The organism is bacterium, from assembly GCA_019912885.1.
GTDB lineage: Bacteria > Lernaellota > Lernaellaia > JACKCT01 > JACKCT01 > JAIOHV01.
In genome coordinates this window covers 25,021-50,168 of the sequence record JAIOHV010000229.1, presented here as the reverse complement: position 1 = coordinate 50,168, position 25,148 = coordinate 25,021, and the positions used below count along the sequence as shown (strand labels likewise).

The 25,148-nt window shown below is 63.8% G+C and carries 15 protein-coding genes and 1 tRNA gene; 5 read left to right on the top strand and 11 right to left on the bottom strand.

Going from position 1 to position 25,148, the window contains the following annotated elements; translation table 11 throughout:
* Nucleotides 1-52: 52 nt before the first annotated feature.
* From K8I61_20455 to K8I61_20445, 3 genes are all read right to left on the bottom strand, one after another.
* A complete protein-coding gene (locus K8I61_20455; GenBank protein MBZ0274415.1) occupies nt 53-1,705 on the bottom strand; it encodes a hypothetical protein in 1,653 nt (550 codons plus the stop codon).
* Nucleotides 1,702-3,549 (bottom strand): hypothetical protein, encoded by a 1,848-nt coding sequence (locus K8I61_20450; protein MBZ0274414.1) that lies wholly within the window; start codon nt 3,547-3,549, stop codon nt 1,702-1,704. The genes K8I61_20455 and K8I61_20450 overlap by 4 nt, the downstream gene beginning before the upstream one ends.
* Before the next feature lie 723 nt (nt 3,550-4,272).
* Nucleotides 4,273-6,408 carry a S9 family peptidase gene (locus K8I61_20445; protein ID MBZ0274413.1) on the bottom strand — a complete coding sequence of 712 codons (2,136 nt, stop codon included), beginning with the start codon at nt 6,406-6,408 and terminating at the stop codon, nt 4,273-4,275.
* 218 nt (nt 6,409-6,626) lie between these two features.
* Here K8I61_20445 and K8I61_20440 point away from each other — a divergent pair.
* The 5 genes from K8I61_20440 to K8I61_20420 all read left to right on the top strand — a co-directional run bounded on the left by K8I61_20440 (nt 6,627) and on the right by K8I61_20420 (nt 11,355).
* Nucleotides 6,627-6,700, top strand: a tRNA-Asp gene (locus K8I61_20440).
* 505 nt (nt 6,701-7,205) lie between these two features.
* Nucleotides 7,206-9,044: a HAMP domain-containing protein gene (locus tag K8I61_20435; protein ID MBZ0274412.1), complete on the top strand. Its 1,839-nt coding sequence runs from the start codon at nt 7,206-7,208 to the stop codon at nt 9,042-9,044.
* Entirely contained in the window at nt 9,041-9,673 is a 633-nt protein-coding gene (locus K8I61_20430) for a response regulator transcription factor (protein ID MBZ0274411.1), read from the top strand. Before K8I61_20435 ends, K8I61_20430 begins: the two co-directional genes overlap by 4 nt.
* Nucleotides 9,674-9,775: 102 nt before the next feature.
* Complete coding sequence (locus K8I61_20425; protein ID MBZ0274410.1) at nt 9,776-10,963, top strand: tellurite resistance/C4-dicarboxylate transporter family protein; 1,188 nt, start codon at nt 9,776-9,778, stop codon at nt 10,961-10,963.
* The gene (locus K8I61_20420) at nt 10,960-11,355 is read left to right on the top strand and encodes a hypothetical protein (protein MBZ0274409.1); all 396 of its coding nucleotides are present in this window, start codon (nt 10,960-10,962) and stop codon (nt 11,353-11,355) included. The genes K8I61_20425 and K8I61_20420 overlap by 4 nt, the downstream gene beginning before the upstream one ends.
* 29 nt (nt 11,356-11,384) lie before the next feature.
* Here K8I61_20420 and K8I61_20415 read toward each other — a convergent pair whose 3' ends face one another.
* The 8 genes from K8I61_20415 to K8I61_20380 form a co-directional block, all read right to left on the bottom strand.
* Nucleotides 11,385-13,583, bottom strand: a complete 2,199-nt coding sequence (locus K8I61_20415) for a response regulator (protein MBZ0274408.1) — start codon at nt 13,581-13,583, stop codon at nt 11,385-11,387.
* On the bottom strand, nt 13,580-15,343 hold the full coding sequence (locus K8I61_20410) for a hypothetical protein (protein ID MBZ0274407.1): 1,764 nt from the start codon (nt 15,341-15,343) through the stop codon (nt 13,580-13,582). The genes K8I61_20415 and K8I61_20410 overlap by 4 nt, the downstream gene beginning before the upstream one ends.
* 181 nt (nt 15,344-15,524) lie before the next feature.
* Nucleotides 15,525-16,913 carry an MFS transporter gene (locus K8I61_20405; protein MBZ0274406.1) on the bottom strand — a complete coding sequence of 463 codons (1,389 nt, stop codon included), beginning with the start codon at nt 16,911-16,913 and terminating at the stop codon, nt 15,525-15,527.
* On the bottom strand, nt 16,910-18,418 hold the full coding sequence (locus K8I61_20400; GenBank protein ID MBZ0274405.1) for an MFS transporter: 1,509 nt from the start codon (nt 18,416-18,418) through the stop codon (nt 16,910-16,912). The genes K8I61_20405 and K8I61_20400 overlap by 4 nt, the downstream gene beginning before the upstream one ends.
* A gap of 75 nt (nt 18,419-18,493) precedes the next feature.
* The gene (gene narI, locus K8I61_20395) at nt 18,494-19,222 is read right to left on the bottom strand and encodes a respiratory nitrate reductase subunit gamma (protein MBZ0274404.1); all 729 of its coding nucleotides are present in this window, start codon (nt 19,220-19,222) and stop codon (nt 18,494-18,496) included.
* Nucleotides 19,222-19,914, bottom strand: a complete 693-nt coding sequence (locus K8I61_20390; protein ID MBZ0274403.1) for a hypothetical protein — start codon at nt 19,912-19,914, stop codon at nt 19,222-19,224. Before K8I61_20390 ends, narI begins: the two co-directional genes overlap by 1 nt.
* A gap of 2 nt (nt 19,915-19,916) precedes the next feature.
* Nucleotides 19,917-21,467, bottom strand: a complete 1,551-nt coding sequence (narH, locus tag K8I61_20385; GenBank protein ID MBZ0274402.1) for a nitrate reductase subunit beta — start codon at nt 21,465-21,467, stop codon at nt 19,917-19,919.
* 14 nt (nt 21,468-21,481) lie between these two features.
* Nucleotides 21,482-25,099: a nitrate reductase subunit alpha gene (locus K8I61_20380; protein ID MBZ0274401.1), complete on the bottom strand. Its 3,618-nt coding sequence runs from the start codon at nt 25,097-25,099 to the stop codon at nt 21,482-21,484.
* Nucleotides 25,100-25,148: the final 49 nt, after the last annotated feature.

Here is a 25,148-nt window from a genome sequence, read left to right as displayed (position 1 = left end):
CGACGATAAAGCCTACCGCAGGCCCGAGATGACCTTTCAGACTTCCAGCCTTTCAGCCTTCCAGTCTCTTCCTTGAAACGACGTCCCGTGACGCCCAGATCGGCCCGGTGAACGGCACGAAGTCGCGTTCGAGCGTTTCGATCACTTCGCGCGGCAGCCGATCGAATTCCTCGTCGCGGATCACGAGCCTGGCGCGCGATAGCGCCGCGAGCCCGCCGTCCCGTTGCACCGGCAACGGCAACATCTTGCGCACCTCCAGATGCAGGAAGTGGTAGTACGACGCGGTGGGATTGAACGCGGCCCAGCCCGTCCACGCGCCCATCACCGGCCACGCCGGATCGACCTCGTTCACAAAAAACGAAATCGCCGCGCGCTGATTCGCGTTCGATTCCGCCGGGCCTTGCAGCGGACGCGCCAGCGTGCCCATGCCGAGCGACGTGATCAGCGCCGCGCCGACCAATAGCCCCGTCCCCCGTCGTCCTTGCGCGATCCGTGGGGAGGCGGACTCAAGATCGTCCGGCGGATCGGGGATGCCGTACGCCCGGGCGATGAAGGCGAGATTCGCTCGCGTCACGAGAATGTGGATGGCGTGCGTCGCGGCGAGCGCCGCCGCGGGGACGAGCAACAGCCAGTATTGCGCGTAGGGAACGTGCACGGCGAACGCCCCCGCGCCGCCGCACGCGAGCACGAGCGCGAATAGCAGCGGCGGACCGGCGACGCGAGTTTGCGCAAAGGTGCGCAACGCGAGCGCGACGCCGAGTATCGAAAACAAAACCAGCGCCGCATTTTCGCGCGCTACGTCCGCGAACGTCGCGAACGGGCTGAACGTGTTGGCCCAGTTCGCGTTCCAGAAGATCAGGCGATCGACCATCGCGGGCAGCGCGCCGGGCAGCGCCCGCACGAACTCGGGCGCGTACCACGGGTCGGGGATCGACCGCGGCTCGGCGAGCGCGTAACCGACCGCCCACGGCAGCGCGGGAACGGCGGCCGCGACAAACCAGACCGCTATCTCTCGCGTTTGAAACCGCGTGAGCTTGTCCTGAGCGGAAGCGAAGGATAAGGGAGCGGGTACGGACGCATCATTGCGTCTACCAAAGGCGTTCCGCGCGATCTCAAACAGCGTCGCGCCGGCAAACGCGAACAGGGCTTTGGGCGTGAACGTCAGCGCCAGGCCCCAGAAAAGCGCCGCGACGATCGAGCGCCGTCGCGTGTCGCCGCTCGTCGCCTGAAAATAAATCGCCCACGCGATGAGCGCGGTCGCCGGACCGTCGGGGCGAAACTCGATGCCCTTGTCGAGCACGACCGTGCACCACAAAAAGGCGATGCCCGCGACGCCGGCGAGCGCGACGGATTGCGTGGTGCGATACGCCGTCGCAAACAGCGCGGCGAATGTCGCGGCGACGCACGCGAGCATCAGGAAACGCAGCGCCGTCATCGTGCGCGGATCGCGCGCGAAAATTTCGTAGAGCGGAACGGACGCGTAGTAAAGCGCGGGCGGGTGGTGCTCGAAAAAATCGCGGAACGGTAGATCACCTTGTGCGACGCGATACACCGCGTGCGCGTGCTGCAACTCGTCGCCGTTGTATTTTCGGTTGATCGCGCGCTCGACCAGATGCGCCATCGCCACCGCGCCGAGCACGACGGCGATCGCGACGACCGCGCGCGTTTTCGGCGCGAAAGCCGCGTCCTCGCGCGCGTTTTTCACCACGCCCGCGGCGAGACGTTGATCGCGGTGTCGTTCGAGCGTCGCATAAACCGGCCAAGCCAATATGCGCCGTGGAAATCGCCGCCGGGATTCAGGCGCACGCCGCCGCCGCCGTTGACGTCATACGGCGGCGAACGCCAGTCGAAGTTACTCGGCGGCCGGATCGTGCGCGGCAGCGGGTCCGTTGAAATCGGATCGCCGGTGTGCGTGGGATACGCATGGAAGACGCCGTGCGTATCCGTGTAACCCGCAAGCGTGATGATCGTGGTGCCGTCGATCGCCAGGCACTCGCCCGCGGCCAGCTCGTCATCGTCGCAGTTCACGATTTTGGGCGCGTGCCAGTACGGCGGCGTCTTGAAGCCCGCGAGATCGTACGCGGCTGTATCGGCCTCCGCGTCGTCCGTCGCCCCGTTTTTGAACGACGCCCAGATCAAGCCGAAAAACGCCTGATGCGAGTTGGACACGGCCCAGTCCGAAAAGCGGCTGCCCCACAGATCGTCGGCCATCACCTTTTGCCAATACGCGCGCAAATCGCGATCGGCCTCGTAGCGCAGCAGCGGATAAATCGCCACGAACATCATGTTGACGTTCGACCAGTTCGTCAGCGGTCCGTTGTTGGTCAGAAAGACCGTCTGGTCCACGTAGTCAAGGAACCCGCGATCCTCGATCATCTCCGCGAAGAAATCCCTGAACCGCTCCTCGCCCGTGATGAACGCGATCGTCTTGACGATGCCAAGCGCCATCAGCGCGTTGAAGCCGTTGCCGACGCCGAGAAATTCGGGGATGACGAACGAGCCCATGTCGCGTGGGTGAATATCGTGGAATTGCGTCAGGCGGCCGTCCGCGTCGCGAATCGACAGATCCAGCCCCGTCTCCGGCGCGACCTCCATCAGCATGTCGCCGATGGCCGCCGCGTCGGCGATAAGCGCGTCCTTTTTCGCCTGCGGAATATCGGGATCGTCCGCGACGATGTCCCACACCGCGCCCATCGAGAAGATGTACCCGTCGAGCTGGTCCTTGCTCGTGTTGTCTTCCCAGATGAAGTCGGGATGCGCGCCGGAATTGTCCTCGCGCCAGACGTTGTCGTCCTTGTTCGGCGGATACGGATCGCCGTTGATATCGAACAGCGGCTCGGTCGTCTGCAACGGTCCGGGTTCGGCGATCTTGCGGATGCCGCGCACCACCACGCCCGGCTCTCCCGTGATCTCGACGCACACGTGCAGCGCGTCCATCAGCTCGATGACGTTCTGGCGCAACTCGGCGATCGGGATCTCGAACGTCTCGCCGCGGTCGCGCGCGAGCGCATAGCGGAACACGTCGCCGATTGACGCCATGCCGCCGAACATGCCGAGGTCGCCGTGCTCGCCGTAGGCGTCGGCGTTGTCGAACGGGTGGATGCCGGAATATTCCTCGAACGTCTCGTCGAGGTCGGAGTTTTCGAGCCAGTCGTCGATCTCGGCACGCATGTCCGGATCCGAGATATAGGCCTCGAGAGACATGCCGAACGGTACGGTCATGAACCCGTGGAACTGCTGCGCGTAGCGCGCCGCCAAAAGCTCCAGCGCCGCATCGTGACCGGGATCGGCGGGGCCGGGGATCAGGCCTCCCCGATCGAGAGGATCGGTGTCATCGTCGGCCGAATCGTCGTCAACGGCGTCGTCATCGTCCATGTCTTCGTCCACGTCGTCGTCGTCGGTATCGTCGTCGTCCATGTCGTCGTCGCCGGTGTCGTCATCGCCCAGGTCGTCGTCGCCGGTGTCATCGTCGCCGCAGGAACAGCCGGCGGCAAACGGGGCGGCGAACAGCAAAAACAGGACGAGAATGGCAGGGGCGCAGCGAAACATCGTGATATTCCTTACACATGCTTGCGTAGTTCCGGGAGAAACGAGAAGCAATCATATCCAAACAAGCGCCGCGTTCCTAGACGCCGCCGCCGCGTGCCAGGCCGTGAACCCCCTGACGGCAAATTTTTACGCGATTTGACACGATAAAACTCGTGAGGCGCGGTGTTTGGTCGGCCGCGGATGGCCGCGCGAAACGCGCCTTGCACCGGGCGGGATCGGTTGACATTGACCACACGCGTCCTTAAATTGCTTGAAATTGCCTTGCGGCGATCAACGCCGCAAATACAGGAGGAAAGCACCATGAAGCGTTACATGCTGCGTCCTGTGGCTCACTGCAGCGAAGGCTGTATAGCCCGGTCCTGGGCATGACTTAAAACGGCCCGTCGGCAGAAAGCGACCCCGTGAACGAAAGTTTGCGGGGTTTGCTTTTGTGGGCGCGTTGGCGGTTTCGATTCCTGGCACGCATCGACGGTATCGCCTCGAAGATTTCGTCGAAATCCCGAAAAATCCCAAAAAAAGGGCCCCGGTTTTCCGGGGCCTGGCGATGTCACCTTGGGTCGTGTCTTTCAGAAGGAGGGACTTCGATTCAACACGTCCAAAGGAGGGAAGGGTCCGTGACTCCTTTTTCAAGGAGCCACTGGACTTGGCTTATTTGTACCACAATGGTCCTATTTAGCAATATGAGCTATCTAACCAAAATCACAGCCGTTTTTTGACCGCACATCAGGGCAGGGTGGACGCATCCGGGGCGGAATTCGACGATTTTTCTACATCCGATTCCGTTTTCAGAGCTCCAGCCGGGTCCGCGACGCATTTCCGTAGAAAATCCGCGACCTTCGGGTAAGCGTCCAGGCGATTTTTCAGCTTGGCGAGGCCATGCCCCTCGTCGGGATAGAGGAGATAGGACACTTCCCGCCCGCGCTCGCGCAGCGCGGCGACCATCTGATCGGATTCGCTCGCCGGCACGCGCGGATCGTTCGCGCCCTGGATGACCATGAGCGGCGCGCGCATGGTATCGACCTGGTTTGTCGGGCTGATCGATTCCAGGAACTCGCGGTCCTCGGCGAGCGTCCCGTATTCCGCCTCGCGGATCGTTCGCCGCCATGCGCCGGTGTTCTCCAGGAACGTGACGAAGTTCGAAATCCCGACAACCGAAACCCCGCACGCGAATAACTCGGGATATTCCGCAAGACTCCCCAGCACGACGTATCCGCCGTAGCTGCCGCCGAAGATGCCGATTTTTTCCGCGTCGAACCCGCCAGCCGATTTCAGAAATTCCACCCCCGCCGCGTAGTCGCGCAAGGAATTGCGGCGCAGGCGCTTGTCGTCCAGATGTTCGTAGGTCTTGCCGTACCCCGTGCTGCCGCGAACGTTCGGCGCGAAGATCGCGATGCCGCGCGAGAGCAGATATTGAAATAGCCCCGAAAAATCCGGCCGCTCCTGCGCCTCCGGTCCGCCGTGCGCGTACACGACGACACCGCGCGGGCCGTCGCTCTCGCCGGGCGGAACGTAGAGGAACGCCGGGATCACAAGGTCGTCGTGGCCGCGATAGCGAACTTGGCGCGGGGAAACGAACGTTGCCGGGTCGATCCCCGCGAGGCTCGCGTCGGTCAGCGGCGCCGCGGTGTTCGCGGCCAGGTCCGCGATCCAGACGTTGTGCGTTCGCGTGGGAGAGCTGAAGTGAAACGCGAGCTTGTTGCTGTCCGGCGAAAACTCGAGCCCGCCGATGATGCCCTCCTCGATCGCCGGTACGGGCAGCGGCTTGCCCTGCTTGAGATCGACAAGCGCCAGCGTCGATTGGCCATTGACGTTCAGTGTGTACGCGAGGCGCGAGCCGTCGCGCGAGATCGCCAGCGTCTGCGCATCCCACTTGCCCGTGCCCTTGTAGGCGAGCTCGCGCTCCTTTGGTTCGAGCGTTGCGACCTTCGACCAATCCTGCCCGAGGTTGGATATAAGATAGAACGCGTCCGCTCCCGGCGGCCACGCGATGTCGGTGTACGTCGCCCATCCGGAGTGCGGAGTCAGGAGCTGATCGGCGAGCGACGGCATCTCGACGAGCGTGAGGTTGTTGTTGAAGTTCGACTCCCACGTCGACACGACGACGAATTTTCCGTCGGGCGAAAACGCGGCTGCCTCGTTGTACGCATCCTGCTGCAGCACGAGGCGCGATTGGCGCGTGGCGAGATCCATGACGTACACGTCGAAGTAGCGCTGGTCGCGCGCGTTGCTCGCGTAGGCAATGCGCTTGCCGTCGCGATCCACCGCGCCGAGCGTGTGGATGACGTTTTCGTCGGAGGTCAGGCGAACGACGTCCATGCCGTCGTCGTTCATGATGTAGATCTGCGTGCGCTCGTTGCCGCCTTCGTCCATGCCGAACAAGATGCGGCGCGCGTTCGGCAGGTATTCCACGAAGCCGATCGTGTTTTCAAACTGCGTCAAACGCACGGGCTCTCCGCCGTCCGCGGCGATCTTCCACGCCTGATAGGTGCCCGTATCGTTCGAGAGGTACACGAGGCTCTGCCCGTCGGGCGACCACGTCGGCCCCACCGCGCGGCGGATGTTCAGATACGCCTCGATCGGCGGCAGACCATCGTCGGGAGGTTTGGCCGGCGTGGCCTCTGCGTCCACCGGCGTCGCATCGGGCGCCGGCGTCGATTCCGCCGCCGGCGCGGGTGACGCAGCGGGTGAAGGGGTGGGCGTCGGCGTCGGGGTCGCTTCGGACGAGGGGGGCGAATCGCCCTTGTCGTCCTCGGCGACCGCGCGCTCGATTGCCGCGCCGGCTATTACGGTGAGAATCAAAGCGCACGCAATCGCGATCGCCGCGCGCCAAACCCATCCGCGAAAAATTTTGTCGAACATGGCGCGGATCGTAGAAAACGCGCGCGACACACGCAACGTTCGACTAAGAGCGAAACGTCGTCGCGTCTCGCGCCGCGAGACGAACCCGACGCGCGGCGAAACATGCCCGGGGAAAAGCCCATGTCATTCCCGCCTTGAATCGGTGCGGATTTGCTTGACACCGGCGCGGCTCTATCTACAATACGCGCCTTGGCACGCGGCCCGCCGTGCGCCTTGATGGGGTTGTAGTTAAGTTGGTTATAACGCCGGCCTGTCACGCCGGAGGCCGCGGGTTCGAGTCCCGTCAACCCCGATCGACCAAAGTCCTTGAATCCCCGGGGAAATTCCCCCGGGGATTCGTTTTTCCGTGTCGTGGTGCACACCTGGTGCACAAGGATCAGGTCCCAGTGGGCTTTTCGGTGGCCGGGTTACCGGCTACCTAGAATCGCGGCCGGCATAAGGGCGGCGCCGATGTCGTCGACTACCGGGAACCGGGTTTCGCCGAGCCGTGGCATCTCCTCGTTTCGCCCGCCGCCCGAAACCTCCGCAACCCGGAGCGTGCCGTCGAGTTGTATTGCGAGCGATGCCGATCGTGCACAGCTTCCGCGACTTTAAGACGCATCCCGCCTCCCTTGACACCGGCTCCCGTACGGACGTCAATGCCTGATACGTATCGCGCTACTGTCCTGGACCTGCCGCGCACCGGGATACCCGTGTTATGACACAACGACGATCCACGCGACGGCCATACTCGATCATGCGATGGAGGAAGAACCCGTATGACCGCGCCGCGCCGGCCTGGCGCGTCCCGTGAGCCGATGGAAAACCGCGAGGTCAGCGGAAAACAGCTATCGACGACGCGGCGGTTCGTCAAAGTCTTCCTTACCCTACGCGGCCGCCTGATATTGCTCATCGGCTTCGCGACCGTACCGGCGGTCCTGTTCATTTTTCTTGCGGCGGCCCGGGAGCGCGTGGCGGCTCTGGAACGCATGGAAACCGAGGCGCGCCATCTCGGAAACCTGGCGTCGCGCGAACACGCCCATCAGCTCAACGGCGGCCGCAACCTCCTTCGTCGCCTCGGCGACGTGCTCGCGTGCGAAGGCGGGCCGCCGGTGGCGGCGCCGGTCTGTCCGGAATACCTACCCGCGCTTCTCAACGGATTTCCCCAGTTCGCGAATATCGGCGTTGCCGATCCGGACGGCGAGGTTGTGTGCAGCGCGGCGGACATCCGGCATTCGAGCCTGAAGACGAACGTCGCCTTCGAGCGCGCACTCGGCTCAATCGAGGTCGAGACGGGGACGTATGTCGTCGGCTTCGTCGACCGACCCGTCCTGCACCTGGCCCATGCGATTCGCGGCCCGGATCAAGCGCCTTGCGCCGTTGCGTTCGTGGCGGTGGAACTCGGCTGGCTCGATCAACTGGCCGAGCAGGCGAATCTGCCGGCGGACTACTCGCTGCTGATCACGGACCGCGACGGGCACGTGCTCGCGCGTTCGGGTGCGGATACGGGCCTTCTCGCCGCCGAGCAACAGCAACCCAATCCCGCCCTCGCCCAGGCGTTGGGCCGCCCGCACGGAGCCGTCATCGATATCGGTCCCGACGCGATGTCGCGATTTTTTGTGGCGACGCCGATGGAAGGCATCCCCGGTATCTTCGTCGTCGCCGGCTTGCCGTACGAACGCGTGCAAGGGACGGCGAATCACGCCTTCTACCGCACCTTGGTGGGACTCATCCTGGTGACGATTTTCGCGATTGCCTCGGCGATTTTCGCGGCTGAGTTCTCCGTGCTGCGTGTCTTGCGCGCGCTGACGAGGGCGGTGCGACGGTTCGGCGCCGGCGACCTCTCGGCGCGGGCTCCGTTGCCCGGAAGTCACGGGGAGTTGCGGGAGCTTGCCGTTTCGTTCAGCGCCATGGCCGACGCCTTGGCCACCCGGCAAAAGGAGGCTCACGAAGCCCAGGGGCGGCTTCGCGCCCTTTCTCATCGACTCCAGGCGGCGCGCGACGAAGAAGCAAGCCGGATCGCGCGCGAACTTCATGACGAACTTGGCCAGATTCTGACCGGCCTGAAGATGGAACTTTCGACCGTCTGCCGCGTGTGCTCGCGCCGGCCGGACTCGTTGGCCGGCGATGAGGCGATCGTCAAGATGGGCGAGCAGATCAACCGCGCCATCGATTCCGTCCGGCGGATTTCATCGGAACTGCGTCCCCCGGTGCTTGATCGGCTGGGGCTTGCCGCGGCCGTCGATTGGCTTGTGCGCGATCGCGAGGCCAACTCCGGTCTTGCGATCATTCTCAATGTCGGCAATGTTTCGGAGCCCATCGACGGGCTGGTATCGACCACCGTGTTCCGGATCGTGCAGGAAGCCTTGACGAACGTCATCCGACATGCCGACGCAACCGAAGTGAGCGTTGACCTTATGGGCAACGAAGCGACTCTTGCGCTTACGATTCACGATAACGGCAAGGGCATCGAGCCCGCGGACGCCGAAGGGCCCCAGTCGCTCGGCATCCTGGGCATGCGCGAGCGTGTCCACCTTCTCGGCGGCTCGTTCGCCGTGCGGGGACGGCCCGGAGAAGGCACGACGATCGAGGTTGAAGTGCCCCGGGAGGCGCCGATAGCGCCGGATGGCGCGGCGGGTCCGGATGGCGGACCATGAAGATTCTCATCGCCGATGACCACGCGATCGTGCGATCCGGGTTGAGCCGGATCCTCGAGCTGGAGTTTCCGGGCGTCACGATCGGGGAAGCGACGACGTGCGCGGAATTGCTCCGGAAGGTGAGGTCGGCGCCGTGGGATGTCGTGATCCTGGATGTCGCGCTCGGGGCCGAAAACGGCCTGGCCGCGTTGCCGCAAATCAAGGAAGCGCGGCCGAGCCTGCCGGTGATCGTGTTGTCGATGTACAGCGAGCGGCAGTTTGTCGTCCGCGCGCTCGCCGGCGGCGCCTCCGCCTACCTCACAAAAGAGCAAGCCGCGGATACGGAGCTGTTCAAGGCCATTCGAACCGTCCGCAAGGGACGGCGCTATCTCTCGGAAACACTCGCGGAACAGCTTGCCGATCACCTGGCCAAAAAGCCCGGCGAGATGCCGCACGAAACCCTTTCCGGCCGCGAGCTCGAGGTCTTTCTGCTGTTGGCGTCGGCCAAATCCGTGTCGGAGATCGCCGAACGACTCCAACTCAGCGTCAAAACCGTGAGTACGTACCGGACACGCATCCTCGAAAAGATGTCGCTCGCTTCCAACGCCGAAATCATCCAGTACGCCGTGCGCAACGGTCTTGTCGGTTGAAATTGTAGGACAAACGCCGACCGGCGCCTTCCCGCCTTCCTACGCCGCGATCGGACGAAGCCCGATTCCCGGCGCAACGGGACCGAGCTCATAATTTCCTGCATGATGGGATTGGACGTGGAGAGCCGGGCATCGTTCCCGGCATCGGGACGCGCGCGCCGCTTCCTCGGCGAGGGGGTGGCGACGTTTCACCCGGCGTATTTCGCGATGTCGATGGCGACGGGGATCGTCTGCATCGCGTGCCATCTGCTCGGCTTGCGCGATCTGTCGGCGTTCCTGTTCTGGGTCAACATTTTCGCGTATGGCGCGATCTGGCTTGCCACGATGGCCCGGGCGCTCTGGTTTCGCGAGACGTTCCTCGCCGACTGGAGCTGCCATCAGCGGAGTCCCGGATTCTTCACGATGGTGGCCGCGACGTGCGTGCTGGGATCCCAGTTTGTCCTTGTGCGGCATTCCCTGGCGATCGGCTTTGCGCTGTGGATTGCCGGCCTGTTGCTCTGGGTGATTTGTACCTACACGGTCTTTGTCGCGCTCAGCGTTCGGGAGGTGAAACCGTCGCTGGCCGAAGGCATCAACGGCGGTTGGCTTGTCGCGGTCGTGGCAACGCAGTCCGTCGCCGTCCTGGGGTGCCTTGTCCTTCCCGGGCATTCGGGCAATCGGGACGCGACCTTGTTTTTTCTGACCTCCTTTTGGCTATGCGGCGGGATGCTCTACATCTGGATGATCTCGCTGATCTTCTATCGTTATACGTTTCTCCGGTTTTCCCCGGCCGACCTCATGCCGCCGTATTGGATCAACATGGGCGCGGTCGCCATCTCGACGCTTGCCGGCACGGCACTCGTCGCGGTTTCGGGCGATTCGCCGTTCATGGAGTCGATCCGCCCGTTCGTCAAAGGGTTCACGATTCTCTATTGGGCGACGGCGACCTGGTGGATTCCGATGCTGATCGTTCTCGGCATCTGGCGGCACGTCGTGCGCAAGGTGGCCTTCACGTATGACCCGTTGTATTGGGGAATGGTCTTTCCGCTCGGGATGTACAGCGTCTGCACCTTTCGTCTCGTCGAGACCTTCGAGTTGCCGTTTCTCGCCTGGATATCCCGATCCTTCGTTATCCTTGCCATCATCGCCTGGCTGTTCACCTTCTTTGGTCTGGTGAACCGCTTTCTTTATCTGCTCCTTTCCGCATGGAGCGATCTGAGGCGCCCGCTTTCCACCGGATCGCCGTTTGCCGCTCTCGCGGCGACCGGCCGCCCGGGCACCCGTTCGTCGTCACTTGGAGGTTCGCCATGAGCACGACCCCGTTGTCTTCCCGAATTCTGAACCGGCATGCCGCGGGCGCCTTCGTTCGCGAGATCCCCGATTCGGAATCCCGATCGCCCGCGCTCCCTTCGACGGCCGCGCGCGCGGAATCCATGCAAAAAACTGGTAAGCGGATGATTTTCGCCGGCTTCGTCATGACGGTCGTGGGCGTGATTCTCTACTGCGCGGCCTGCTTTGCCGGCGGGATGGATACCGATATCGGCGACATCCTGTTCCGGAACGCCGTCCCGTTCGCGCGGGGCACGCTCGCTTTCCTCGGCCTTGGCACGCTCGTGTGGCTCGTCGGTTCGTTCACCTACCTGCGCGGGGCCATGGAAGCGGACGAAGACGCCCGCGAGGAAAGCGGATCGGGCACGCCGTAAATGGTGTTCGCGTTAGCGGGACGTCGCGGTCATGGCCGGGACGCGGGTCGCCCTTGCCGGTTCGCCTGTTCCTGCGTCGTTCTCATCAGGCGCCGATAGAGAATCCGGATATCCTCGGTGGGTTCGGCATCGAGATCGTCCATCAGCAGCCGCCGGTAATCCTGATAGCACGCCATCGCTTCCGCGGGTCGCCCCAATTCGGAAAGCAGACGCATTTGCGCCTGCAAAAGGTTCTCGCAAAACGGTGACGAATGCCGCGCGAGGCGCAGGCATTCGAGCGCTTTTTCCGGCGCGCCCCGTTTTGCGTGAAGCCGCGCGAGCCGATCGAGCATGTTCGCGTGCGTTTCCTTCAGTTTCTGCCGTTCCGCCTCGCACCAGGAGGAAAACGGATCGTCCTCGAACAGATCGCCCCGGTAAAGCTCCACGGCCCGTTCGAGGTCGTCGATGACGTCCGCGGTCGCCGCGAAACCGGCCCGAAGCCCCCGCGACGACAACTTGCGAAAACGGACGAGATCAAGGTCGATCGGCGCATCCAGATTGAGATAATAAAATTCGCCCCGATTGACGACGTAGAGCCATTCCTGCCGGGCCCGGCGCGGCTCGATCACCGAGCGAAGGTCGTGGATGACGCCATACAGCCGGTTGATCCCGTGCCGGGGGTTGACCTCGGGCCACAGGTGTTCGATGAGCACGTCGCGGTGCTGCGGCGTGCCGGCCTTTAAGGCAAGGAACTTGAGCAACGCGAGCGCCTTGCTTCGCGAAAAGGCCTCGGCCGGCACCGGCCGGCCCCCAAGGGCAAGAGTAAAGGAACCAAGGCAACGTAACTCGAGCCCCGGCGTCGGGTGCGCCGCGGCGCCGGCGGCGAAACCGTTACTTTCCACGGTCGGCGTGTGCCCCGCGCGATGCGATTGCAGCCTGACGGCGGTCTGGTGCGCCATCGTCAAAAGCGGCACGAGCCGGCCGATCGCGTTTTCGGCTCCATCCCTTCCGAAATCAAGAAAGACGACGCCGTAAACGTGCCCTCCCGCGACGAGCGGAAGACAACAAGGCGTCGCCGCACGCCGCGGCAGTCCGCACCGGCAGCGGTCGGGCCAGGTACGGCGGCTGGAGTCCGCGACGAACCCGTGCGCGGCCAGGATGGAAGGGCAGCCCATCCAGGAGTTCTCCGCGGCGTGTCCGCACGACAGCGATGCCGGGCCGGTGGACACGACACGGTCCGGGTATCCGGTGCGCGGATCGATCAGAAACAGCGATCCATTGCGGGCGCCCGCGACCTGCCTCATGGATTCAAGAAGGACGCGAAGCGGCGGGCCGGTCGATTCGTCGGTGTCGCCGCAAACGCGGTCGACCGACTGACGCAATGCCGCGAGTCCGGCGCGCACCACATTGCTGACGGGCGAAGCGGCACGCGTCAGCAACTCGAGCACGTGTTCGGTCGGAAAATCATGGCGCCGGGACATCAGGTGGATCGAGCCCAGGGCTCCGTGTGTGTCGGGAAGGGGAACGGCCACAAACGAACGTATACCGGCATCGACGACGCGCCGCCTTAGATATCGCGAATCGTCCGCCAGTCCGCCCTTGGTGGACAACGGTTTGCCCGTCGCCACGACGATACCCGGATAGCCGACGCCGGGTTCGAAGCGCGTTCGATCCGCAAGCGCGATGGCGTCCGGTCCCGCCCACGCGGCGAGCAGCGGATCCCTTCCTTCGGGTTCGCACAGGAATATCTCACCATCGTCCGCGCCGGTGGCTTCGAGAAGCACCGCAAGCGCGCTTCTTAAACTGGGCAAGAGATCCTCGGCGGAAATGGCCGCCGCGACGTCGCCGACGACGGAGGCCGTGTCGGTGCCGCCGGAGGCGACGCCGCTTGCGAGGGCGCGCCGCACGACGTCCACGAGCGCGTCGTTGTCGAAAGGTTTGGTCAGATAGTCGCACGCCCCGCCTTTCATCGCATCGACGGCCGTGTCGATGGCGCCGTAGGCCGTGATCAGGACGACCTTCGTCAACGGCCAGCGCGCGCGGATGTCCTTGAGCAAATCGAGGCCGCTCATGGAAGGCATGCGGATATCGCTCAACACCAGTTCGAATTCGCCGGCTTCCAGGAGCTCAAGCGCGCTTGGGGCGGAATACGCGACGTGGGCTTTGAGCCCGGCTTCGCCGAGCACCATGGCGATTCCGTTCGCCAGGTCGCGATTATCGTCCACGACGAGAATGCGCGCGCCTGTCATGCCCGGCCCGCCGCGAAAAAGGTTTCCCCGCCCAAGCGGGGCGGGTCCGGCGGCATGTCGTCCCGCGCGGGGTCAGGCAGGACGATGCGAAAGACCGTTCCCCTACCCGGCGCGTTCTCCACATCGATCCGGCCGTCGTGGCCCTTGACGATGTTGTCGGCAACGGAAAGTCCAAGCCCGGTCCCCGTCTGTTTCGTCGTGAAAAACGGCTGGAAGATCCGTTCGAGATCGCCGGCGGCAATCCCCGCGCCAGTGTCGCGGACCTCGATGGCCTGCGCGGGCGATAGGCCGTCCTGCGTTTCGTAAGCGCCGATCGAGACCTCGTCGCCCGCGCCGCCGGCTTCGATGGCGTTCACCGCCAGATTGAGCAGCGCCTGATGCAACATGCTTGCGTCGGCTTGCGCCCAGATCGGCACGTCGCTCGCGTGAATCCCGCCCGAGATTGCAATACCATGACGCAGCGCCAGCGGCTCGACGAACTCGACCACCTCGCGGCACAACCGCCGCAGGTCAACCCGCCGGCGCTCCGGCTTCGGCGAACGGGCCAGCTTCAGAAGGTTCCCGATGATCGTGCGGCAATCCTCGGCGTTGCGGCGGATCGTCTCGAGATTCTTGTAGACGGGGTTGTCCCGCGACAGGTGGGCCAGCGCATGCTGGCTATACAAACACAAGACCCCGATCGGGTTGTTGATTTCGTGAGCGATCGTCGCGGCGAGCTTGCCCACGACGTTCATCCGCTCCTCGTGCATGTGGCGCTTGTCCATCGCGAGGCGGTCGGTCACGTCGCGCACGACCAACACCGTTCCAAGGTTCGCTCCCTTTGCGCCGCGCACCGGCGAACGGATCGCGTCAAACGCGCGGCCTCCCTGCTCGAACGAGGTCCGGGCGCGCGAGGCGGCGCGGGCGCCGCCGTTATGAGGCAAAACGCCGCGGGATTCGTAGCCTCCCGGCGGCGCGCCGTTACGCCAGAGATCCCGCGCCTTGCGGTTGCTGAACAGCGGAATGCCGCCGGGTCCCAGAAAGGTCACCGCGTCGTCCATGCAGTCGATGATCGCCTGCAACCGGGAGCGCTCGGTTTCGATCGCCGCTCGCGTGTCCGCCAGCCGTTGTCTCTCGGCGGTAAGTTCCGTGACGGTGGAAAGCAAACGCCGTTGGCCGGCGCGCAGCCTTGCCGCCAGGAAACGCGTGAAAAGGGATGCGCCGACAAGAGAGAGCACGAGGCCGCCGAGCTGGGCGATCGCACGCAGGTCGAGAATTCCGGTGCTACACGCCGCGCCCGGGCCGCGCAGGCAATGGTGGGGGATGAGGCCGCTGCCTTCCCCAAGAATGATCGTTGAAACAATAGCGATGGCGAGGCCGAGCGTAAACAGCGCGCCGCGGCTCGACATGACAATACCCGCGGTGACGACGTGGAGCACGAAAAGCGGAAGGAAGGGATTTTCCGGGCCGCCGGCCAGATGCACGAAGGTGGCGAGCGCCACGCAGTCCACCGTGATCTGCACGGCAAAGTGCGTCAACCATAACCGGTCCCGGCGCGGCCCCATGACGACCAGCATCGCGTTGTAGGCCGCGAGCGCCGCCGCCGTCGCCCAGAGTCCACCGGCCACGCCGGCCGGGAGCATCGAAAGGACCGGCCCCGCCAGCAAAAGGACGAGCGCCACGCCGAGCAGCGCGATCCAGCGAAGTCGGACGAGCCAGCCGTAAACGGCGTCGCTCGACTCGCGATCGGTGCCCTCGATGATGGGCCAGCCCGAGAACATCGTCTCACCTCGGCGGACCTTGGGTAAAACAACGCAAAACGCCCCATCGACCGGATACCGATCGCCGGCGGGTTTTTCGGACGTCGGGGGCGCGGCGTCATGCCCGTAAGCTACGCCACATCATAGCCCGAATGGCGGGTCGCGATCAACGCGAAAGCGATGCCCGGCCGGTCCGCGCGCGCTACGAAGGATGCTCGCAGCCTTTGCGCGTGTAGAACCACCAATTGATTCCGACCGCGACGAGATAGAAGACCGCGACCGCAACGAAGAAGGGCGCCGCGGAGCCGGTTCGGGTAATGGACGCGCCGACCAGGGTCGAGAAGACGAACGGTCCATAAGCGGCGACGGCTCCCGTCCAGCCGAGCACCTGGGCGCCTTGCCGGGGTGAGTGCGCAAAGACGATGGGGTACTGGCGGAAGGTGGAGGCGTTCCCGATCCCGGCGAAAAAGAACAGGCCAAGCATGCAGGCGACGAAGTAAGGGAATTGATCGACCGAGACGGGGGTCAGCAAGCCGAAAAAAACGATGATCGCGCAAATGGCGGTCATCGCCAGGCCGGCGATGTGCGTGAGAATGGCGCCGCCGGTCCGGTCCGCGACAAATCCGAAAAGGACGCGCGTGGCCGAACCGACCAGAGGTCCGAGAAAGGCGAACTTCAACGGATCCGGCGCGTCCGGGAAGACGCCGTAGATCGTCGTGATCATCAGCGGGAAAGCGGCGGCGAATCCCGAAAACGATCCGAACGTCATCACGTACGTCGCGGTGCAAAACCAGGTGTGCCGGTTCTTGAAGATATCGAGTTGTTCTCGAAACGACGCCTTCACAGGCACCGATCGAAGCAGGAACAGGCATAGCCCTCCCACGACGACAAGCAGCGGGATATACCCAAACACGGCGTTTTGCAGCCAGATCGGTTTTGTGACCTCGCCCTTCGTGAAAACCTGCGCGCCGCCCGCGATCGCGCCGAACGCCGCGAAGCCGATGATCCACGGGCTTACGAATTGAGCCAGGCTCACGCCGAAATTGCCGATGCCCGCCTGAATGCCGAGCGCCGCGCCCTGAAGGCGTTTGGGGAAAAAGAGGCTGGTGCTTGGCATGTAGGATGAAAAATCACCCCCGCCCATCCCGGCGAGGAGCGCAAGCACCATGAAGACCCAGAAGGGGGTCGTCGGGGTAAGGACCGCAAGCCCCAGGCCGAGGCAGGGGATGATCTTGAGCAGCGTGGCGACCCCGATGACGAGGCGCGTGCCGAAAATGGGAATCAGGAATGTGTGAATGACCCGCAGCGTTCCGCCGGCGAGTCCGGGCATGGCCGCGAGCCAGAAGAGCTGCATCGTGTCGAACTTGAAGCCGATGGCCGGCAGGCGCACGACAAGCACGCTCATCACGAACCAGGTGGCGAACGAAAGAACCAGCGTCGCCGTCGTGAGGGTCAGCGTTCGCCAGGCGATTCGGCTGCCCGTCTCCCGCCAGAACGCCGCGTTCTCCGGCTCCCACGTGGAAAGCCACCCCCCGATGCCGCCGTTCGCGACGGTGTCGCGGCCGGATTGCGTTTTTGCGGCCGAGCTCATGCCATTCCCGCGTCTGTTTGGTGTTCGAGGTGCCGGTACGTGCGCGGGGCGGCTTTCGCGTCGAGCCGGCGCACGGTCCGCATCATCCAGACCAGGCACGTCAGGGACAGAACGAACATGAACATCCAGCAGCTCGTCCAGAGTCCCGTGCCTTCAAGCAGATATCCAAAGATGATCGGGCAGAAAAAACCGCCAAGGCCGCCGAGCACCCCGACCATGCCGCCGACGACGCCGACCTCGTCGGGAAAATAGTCCGGAATGTATTTGTACACGGCCGCCTTCCCGATGCCCCAAACGGCGCCCAGCAGCATCACCAGTCCCGCGAAGATCCAGACGTTGGCCTGGAAAAAGATCCGGGTGACGCCCTTCGCGAGCAGCTCCCGGCGATTGACGGTCTGGCCGACGGCGACGGCGGGTTCCTGCCAGACTTCCTTCCTCGGAAAAACGAGGATTCCCGATTCCAGGTCGGCAAACGCGGTCGGCTTCTCGATCAACGGATAGATCAGGCCGTCCACGCTGAGGCTTTGCCCGGATACCGCGGTGACCGTGCCCGGGCGCGTGGCCATGATCCCCTTGCCCGGGGAGAGAATCTCCATGCGCGGAATCGTCACGGCAAAGCTGATAAGGCACGACGCCGTGAGGACCCAATACATCACCCGGCGGGCGCCCCACTTGTCGGACATCCATCCCCCCGCCGCGCGGATCACGCCCGACGGGAAGCTGAACAGGGACGCAAACAACCCGGCCACGCCAAGCGGCAGGTAGTAGGCATTCACGAAATACGGGACGAGCCACTGCGAAAAGGCGACAAAACATCCGAAGACCAGAAAATAATAAAGCCCGAAACGCCAGACGCGGGCGCTCCGAAGCGGCGATAGCATCGCGCCAAGCGTCTTGACCGAGCTGGCCGGTTTCTTGTTTGTGGTGAAGATGAGGAAGATCAGCCCCATCGCCACGAGCGTCGCCGCGTAAACGATCGGGAGCTGCCGCCAGCCGTCGAGGTTTGCGCCGTTGTCGGTGAACCTGTTCAAGAGCGTCGGCGCCAGTAGCGTTGTTGCCGCGGCCCCCGCGTTTCCGGCCCCGAAGATTCCGAGCGCCGTCCCCTGGAACTTTTTCGGATACCAGACCGATGTGAACGCGATTCCGACGGAAAAGCCGACGCCCGTCAGCCCGAAACCGAAGCTGCAAAGCGCGAACGCCTGGAAACCGTCGGCCCGCGACAGCAGAAACATCGGCACGGCGCTCAGCAGCAGCAACGCGCCGAACACCGGCTTGCCGCCGTACCGGTCGGTCAGGATGCCGCCGGGGAGCCGGAGGACCGATCCGGTCAACACCGGAATTCCCATCAGCCAGCCGATCTCGACCGGACCCCACGGGAAGACCTGGTTGATCGACAGGAACGTCACCAGGACGCCGTTGAGCATCCAGGCCGCGAAGCAGACCGCAAACGCGAGCGTGTTAAGGGCCAGCACCTTGTGCGAGGTCGCCGTCGCTCGTTCTTCCACGATCGGACTCCCTATCCGGCAAACCGGAGGGTACGGACCTTACGATGTTCGTGCGCGCGCATTTGCTTTCCCGGCTCAGTTGTTCCGGGGGCGCACCCGGCTCCAGGGCGTGGCCGGATCCCGCACGGCCTTGCGGTCCCAGTTCCAGATCACGCGCTGGTACGGCCGGGCGATGTAGTGCAGGGGGGCCACCAGGATGTGCACAAGGCGCGTAAACGGGAAGATCGCCAGGATGAGCCACGCGCCGGTGATGTGAAGTTTGACCACGACGGGCATCGCGCTCACGGCCGAGATGTTCGGATTGAGGGCAAACAGCGATCGGAGATACGGCGTGAGATCCGAGGCGAACCAGGACGAACCCCAGCGATATCCGAGCGCGATCCACAGGCCGAGGATCACCTGCGCCAGCAGAAGAACCTCGATGGCAACGTCCATTCGCGTCGTCACCATCCGCACCCGCCGGTTGGTCAGCCGGCGATAAATCAAACCAAGCAAACCCACCGCGACGCTCAGGCCGAACGCGAACGCGCAGACCTGCAATACGATCAGGCGCACCGGGTGGCTGTTCCAGAGCAAAAGTCCGCGCGGGATGAGAAAGGCCGTCAGGTGACCGCAGAAGACTACGAGGATTCCGATGTGAAAGGGCAGGGTGCCCCAAAACAGCGCGTTCCCCTCCAGGAACTGCGACGAAAGCGAGGTGACCTTGAAACCCTTCGAGCGGTACCGCTGAATCGTTCCGTAGAGAAAGATCAGCGCCGCCGCGTAGGGCAGCCCCGCGAACAGAAACGCGTTCGGCAAATTCATCACGCACCTCTCCCGTTGTTGACGCAGGTTCCGCCGTCCTCGATGGCCAGTTCGGTGCCAAGCGCGCCGGCAAACCGGGAAGCCATGTCGTCCGAAAAGCCGTCGTCCAACGCGAAATCCGCGCGCAGCCGCTCGAATATCGCCTCGAGCGCGTGGCGCCACGCGGTGCGGGCCGGCCCCGTCGCGACGGCGATGATGGTCTTGTGGTGCTTTCGATACAGATCCTCTTTTTTGGCGAGACGCGACGGCTCGAAGTCGCGAATCATTTCCCGCAACGCGGGCGCGAGCAAAAGGCGGACAAACTCCTCGCGCAGCGCGGCGTCCGCCATTTTCGGCAGCAGGCGCAGCACGTTCGGCAGATGGTCGGCGAGCTCCGCGCCGCAGTCGTTGCCCGCGCGCGTGTGTTCCGCGCTCAGATTCGCAAGGAGCGCTCCCCGCTTGTAATCCTCGCCAAAGAGCGTGTAACCGATGTCGAGCGTGGTGATGGGCTGAACGTCGAAGGTCCGCGTGTGCAGTTCCCGCAACGCGACAAGGTCGTCGAGAGGCAGTTGCTCGCGAAACGCCTCGATTTCCCGCGCCGTGCCCGGGTGAAGCTCGGAATGAAGCGCGATCGCCCGTGAAAGTTCGGCCTCGAATCCGGGACCGGGATAGGCAACCAGGCCCGCAAGAGAGTCGTAATGCGCCAGGGACATATTTATAACCCCCGCTCCGGCCTCTCCCGGAAGCCGAAGCCGACGGACCCCTTCACGTCGCCCGTGAACTCGAGCATCTCGATCGCCTGCTCGCGATGAGCCGGCGGGATCACGAAGCGATCGTTGAATTTGGCGAGCGCCGTCAGGTAGAAGATGCCTTCGGCCGACTCCTGCGTCAGGCCGGTTTCGGCGAGGGCCTGCTTCATCTTTTCCTCCGCGATATCGCCCACGGTCTTCCAGCGGCGATACAGCCGGACCGCCATCAGTCTCTTGAGGCGTAGCGCGACGGCCGTCGTATCCCCCGCGCCAAACAGGCTCGCCATGTATTTGAGCGGGAAGCGGGCCTGCTCGATCGCTCCCCAAAGCTCCTCGGTGCTCGTGTCGTAGAGCCGGTTTTCCTCCCATCGCTTCGCGATGGTATTCAGTTTTTCCTTTTGGGCGCCGTCCGACGGCGTCACCGACGCCATCACGGGCAATAGCGGCGGCACGTAGAAGAGCATCGGCAACGTCCGGAATTCGGGATGGAGCGGCAGGGCCATGCCCCATTCCTTGACGAACTTGTACGTCGGCGAGTCCTGGGCCGCCTTGATGGTCGAGTCGGGAATGCCGTTGGCCTTGGCCGCCGCGATCACCGTCTCGTCGAAGGGATCCATCAGGATGTCGAGCTGACGCGCCACCAGGTCGTTTTCGTCGGCCGACGCCGCGGCTTCGATCCGGTCGGCGTCGTAGAGAAGAACGCCGATATAACGAATACGCCCCACGCACGAGTGCATGCATGCGGGGGCGTAACCGGCCTCCATGCGGGGGAAGCACAGGATGCATTTCTCGGACTTGCCGGTGTGCCAGTTGTAGTAGGACTTCTTGTAAGGGCAAGCCGTGACGCACATGCGCCAGGCGCGGCACACCTTCTGGTTGATCAGGACGATGCCGTCCTCGCCGCGTTTGTAGATCGCGCCGGACGGGCACGAGGCGACGCACGCCGGATTGAGGCAATGGTTGCAGATCCGGGGCAGGTAGAAGAACGCCATGCGTTCGAGCTGAAACATGGCGTCCCGCTCGGCGGGCGTCAGGTTCTCAAGATTCGGATCGTTGCGGGCGTAGTCGGGCGTCCCGCTGAGATCGTCGTCCCAGTTCGGTCCCATCTTCACGTCCATCGGTTCGCCCGTGATGAGCGAAATCGGCCTCGCGGTCGGTTGATCGTCACCCGCGGGCGCTTCGATCAGATTCAGGTAGTCGTAGGTGAACGGCTCGTAGTAGTCGTCGATCGTAGGCAGGGCGGGGTTGTGGAAAATATTGGCGAGGCCCTTCTGCTTGCCCGCGCCTTTCAATTCGATACGTCCGTTGCCGTTTCGGGTCCATCCGCCCTTGTAAACGTCCTGGTCTTCCCACTTTCCGGGATAGCCGGTGCCGGGCTTGGTCTCGACGTTGTTCCACCACTGGTACTCGGCGCCCTTGCGGTCGGTCCAGATGTTCTTGCAGGCGACACTGCACGTGTGACAGCCGATGCACTTGTCAAGATGGAAGACCATGGAAATTTGTGCTCTGACGTCCATTTTTGTGCCCCTGTTCAGAAGACGACCGTGGTCATTTTCTTGACGATGACGTGCGTGTCCCGTTGCGGCGCGATGGGACCCCAGTAGTTGAAGTGGTAGCTGAACTGGCCGTAGCCGCCGCTGAGGTAGTTCGGTTTCAGGTGAATCCGGGTGAAGCTGTTGTGCCCGCCGGCCCGCCGGTTGCCCCGCACCTGCGATTTGGGAATTCCGACCGTGCGCTCCGGCACGTGGTACACGATGCACACGCCCCGGGGGATTCGCGAGCTGACGCACGCGCGCGTGCAGTAAACGCCGTGGTCGTTGTAGACCTCCACCCAGTCGTTGTCCTCGATCCCCAGCGCCGTCGCGTCCTTCTCGCTCAGCCAGCACGGCTCGCATCCCCGCGACAAGGTGAGCATCCGGTGGTTTTCCATGTACGTCGAATGGATGTGCCATTTGCCGTGCGGCGTCAGGCAATTGAGGACGATCGCCTCGCCGCCCTTGAGGGTCTCTTTCAGATCGCCATAGACGTCGGGCTTCGGCGACGGTTTGTACGTCGGAAGATTTTCGCCGTAGGCGAGATAGAACTCGTGGTCGAGGTAAAAGTGCTGGCGGCCCGTCAGCGTCCGCCAGGGCACCCGCCGGTCGTGGTTGTAGGTGTACGCGCTGTAGGCGCGGCCGTCGTTCATCAACCCGGACCACAGAGGCGACGTGTTGTATCGGCGGGGTTGCGCCTGAAGCTCCTCGTAGGTGAGGTGCACGTCCTCGCTGCCCGCGCCCAGATCGGCCAGCGTCAATCCCGTCCGCTTTTCCATGTTGCGGTACGCCCGCATGTTGAGCTTGCCGTTCGTGAGCGTCGACAGATGCAACAGGACGTTCGCCGCGTGGTTGTCCTCGCGAAGCGACGGCAAGGTTTTTCCGTCCACGACCTCGGTCGGGAAATGACGCGAGGCGATGAGCTGGTCGTACTCCTCCTCGCACAGGTAGTGATTGCCGTGGGCGCCGAGCCCCTTCGAGCGGACGTTTTCGCCGAGCGTGATGAATTTCTCGTAAAGCTTCGTGTAATCGCGTTCGACCACGCCCATCTTGTGCATGGTCCGGCCGGGAATCGGCTCGCATTCGCCGCGGTACCAGTCCTTGACCTGCGGTTGCGTGATCTCGTCCGCCGTGTCGTGCGACAGCGGCGTCGCGACGAGATCCTTGTGCGTTCCGGCCATGTGCTTCCGGGCGCAGTCGGCGGTCGCCTTGGCGAGCGCCTTGAAGATGTCCCAGTCCGACTTCGACTCCCACACCGGGGCGACCGCTTGCGAGAGGGGATGAATGAACGAATGCAGGTCCGTGCTGTTGAGGTCGGCTTTCTCGTACCAGGACGCCGCCGGCAAAACGATGTCGGAATACAGCGCGGACGAGTCCATCCGGAAGTTGAGGTCCACGACCAGGTCCATCTTGCCGGTCGGGGCCACGTCGTGCCATTTGACCTCGGCCGTGTGTTCGTCCGAGTCCTTTCCGATCGCGTTGGAGTGCGTTCCCAGGTAGTGCTTCAGGGCGTATTCGTGCCCTTTCATGCTCCCCATGATCGCGTTGCCGCGCCAGATGTACCAAACCCTCGGGAAGTTCGACGCCGCGTCCGGATCGCCGACGGCGTATTGAACGTCCCGGCTCTTCAACTTCTCGAGCGCGTACTGGACGATCTCGTCATCCGTCACGGCGCCGTTGGCCTGCGCCTCGCGGCACAGGTCGAGCGGGTTCTTGTCGAACTGCGGGTAAAACGGCATCCAGCCGTTGCGCACCGACTGAAAGATCGTGTCGGCCGTGTGCTGGGCGGTGAGCGCGTTTTTCGGAACCGTGTTGTATCGCGAGAATTGCCCGTCGTACCGGTACTGGCAGGTATTGAGGTAGTGCCACAGTGGCGCTTGTTGCAGGCGGCTTGGCCCCTGCCAGTCCTTGGCAAACGCGATGGCGGACCAGGAGTCGACCGGCGCGAGTTTTTCCTGGCCGACGTAGTGATTGAGCCCGCCGCCGTTCCGGCCGACGCACCCCGATAGCATGAGCGCCATCGCGCCGGCGCGGTACATCAGGTTGGCGTGGTACCAGTGATTGATGCCCGCGCCGATGATGATCATGCATTTGCCCGACGTGGCCGCCGCGGTGCCGGCCCACTCGCGCGCGAACTGGAGGACGGTTTTGGAATCGATCCCGGTCAGCGTCTCCTGCCAGGCGGGCGTGTAGGCGGCGTCCGGATCGTCGTAGTCTTTCGGGTAGTCGCCCGCGAGGCCTCGTCCGACGCCGTATTGCGCCATGATCAGATCGTAAACCGTGGTGACCGGGACGCGTCCCTCGGTCGTCTCGATGTACCGCACGGGCACGGAACGCACGACGGTCTTGTCGAGCGCGAAGTCGGTGAACTCCGTTGGAAGGGTGTCGTCCCGGTCCGAGATCAGGGTCAGCCGAGGATCGTACGGCCGGTTGTCCGCGGCGTTTTCGTGCAGCGTGTTCCAGTTTCCGGGGTTCTTGTCCCAGCGGTGGCCGACGGCGCCCTTGGGCACGACCAGCTCGTTGCTGTCCGTGTCGATGTTCAGGAATTTCCAGTCGCCGTTTTCGATGTCTTTCCACCGGTCGATTTCGTTGGCCCGCACGAGGCGCCCGGGGCGAAAGCGATCGCCGGACTTTTCCAGCTTCACCAGATACGGGCTGTCCGTGTGTTTCTTGACGTAGTCGATGAAATACGGGGTCGGCGTCTCGTGATGAAACTCCTTGAGAATCACGTGCGTCACCGACATCCAGAACGCGCCGTCGCTGCCCGCGTGCAGCGGTACCCACTGGTCGGCGTATTTGCAGACCTGGCTGAAGTCCGGCGAGAAGACCACCGCCTTGGTCCCGTTGTGGCGCGCCTCCGCGAAGAAATGGCAGTCCGGCGTGCGCGTCATGTTCAGGCACGCGCCCATGTCGGCGATCATCTTGGCGTTGTACCAGTCGGCGCTCTCGCACACGTCGGTCTGTTCGCCCCAGATTTCCGGGAACGCCGTGGGCAGGTCGCAATACCAGTCGTAGAAGCTCAGATTCACGCCGCCGAAGAGTTGCAGAAACCGCGAGCCCGCCGCGTAACTCAACATCGACATCGCCGGGATCGGCGAAAAGCCGAACACGCGGTCGGGCCCGTGTTTTTTGGCGGTGTAAATGTTCGCGGCGGCCATCAATTCAAGCGCGGTATCCCAATTCGCCCGGCGAAAGCCGCCCTTGCCGCGCGCCTTTTGATAGGCCGCGCGTTTGACGGGGTCCTTTTGCAGGTTTTCCCAGGCGAGGACGGCGTCGCCGTTGGCCGCGGCCTTCTCCTTCTCGAAGGCGTCAAGGAGTGCGCCGCGGATCAGCGGGTATTTGATCCGAAGCGGGCTGTAGAGATACCAGGAATACGATATGCCGCGCTGGCAGCCGCGCGGCTCGTACGGCGGAAGCGAATCCTCAAGCAGCGGGTAATCAAGCTGCTGCGTCTCCCAGACCACGATGCCGTCCTTCACGTGGATCTGCCACGAACATCCGCCCGTGCAGTTGACGCCGTGCGTGCTGCGCACGATTCGGTCGTGCTGAAAACGGTTGCGGTAAAACTCTTCCCACTGGCGCGTCTGGGGGGAGATGATGTCCTGGATCCAGCTCATGGTTTTCCCTTCCTCGTTCTTGTCCGTGGCGGCGGCGTCATCGCTTCGT

Bases quoted from the DNA above. Each gene is read 5' to 3' on its own strand.
- K8I61_20430 (MBZ0274411.1), top strand. From the start codon at position 9,041: ATGAAGATTCTCATCGCCGATGACCACGCGATCGTGCGATCCGGGTTG.
- K8I61_20450 (MBZ0274414.1), bottom strand. From the start codon at position 3,549: ATGTTTCGCTGCGCCCCTGCCATTCTCGTCCTGTTTTTGCTGTTCGCC.
- K8I61_20420 (MBZ0274409.1), top strand. From the start codon at position 10,960: ATGAGCACGACCCCGTTGTCTTCCCGAATTCTGAACCGGCATGCCGCG.
- K8I61_20405 (MBZ0274406.1), bottom strand. From the start codon at position 16,913: ATGAGCTCGGCCGCAAAAACGCAATCCGGCCGCGACACCGTCGCGAAC.
- narI (MBZ0274404.1), bottom strand. From the start codon at position 19,222: ATGAATTTGCCGAACGCGTTTCTGTTCGCGGGGCTGCCCTACGCGGCG.
- K8I61_20415 (MBZ0274408.1), bottom strand. From the start codon at position 13,583: ATGACAGGCGCGCGCATTCTCGTCGTGGACGATAATCGCGACCTGGCG.
- K8I61_20435 (MBZ0274412.1), top strand. From the start codon at position 7,206: ATGGAAAACCGCGAGGTCAGCGGAAAACAGCTATCGACGACGCGGCGG.
- K8I61_20390 (MBZ0274403.1), bottom strand. From the start codon at position 19,914: ATGTCCCTGGCGCATTACGACTCTCTTGCGGGCCTGGTTGCCTATCCC.
- K8I61_20380 (MBZ0274401.1), bottom strand. From the start codon at position 25,099: ATGAGCTGGATCCAGGACATCATCTCCCCCCAGACGCGCCAGTGGGAA.
- narH (MBZ0274402.1), bottom strand. From the start codon at position 21,467: ATGGACGTCAGAGCACAAATTTCCATGGTCTTCCATCTTGACAAGTGC.
- K8I61_20410 (MBZ0274407.1), bottom strand. From the start codon at position 15,343: ATGTTCTCGGGCTGGCCCATCATCGAGGGCACCGATCGCGAGTCGAGC.
- K8I61_20425 (MBZ0274410.1), top strand. From the start codon at position 9,776: ATGATGGGATTGGACGTGGAGAGCCGGGCATCGTTCCCGGCATCGGGA.
- K8I61_20445 (MBZ0274413.1), bottom strand. From the start codon at position 6,408: ATGTTCGACAAAATTTTTCGCGGATGGGTTTGGCGCGCGGCGATCGCG.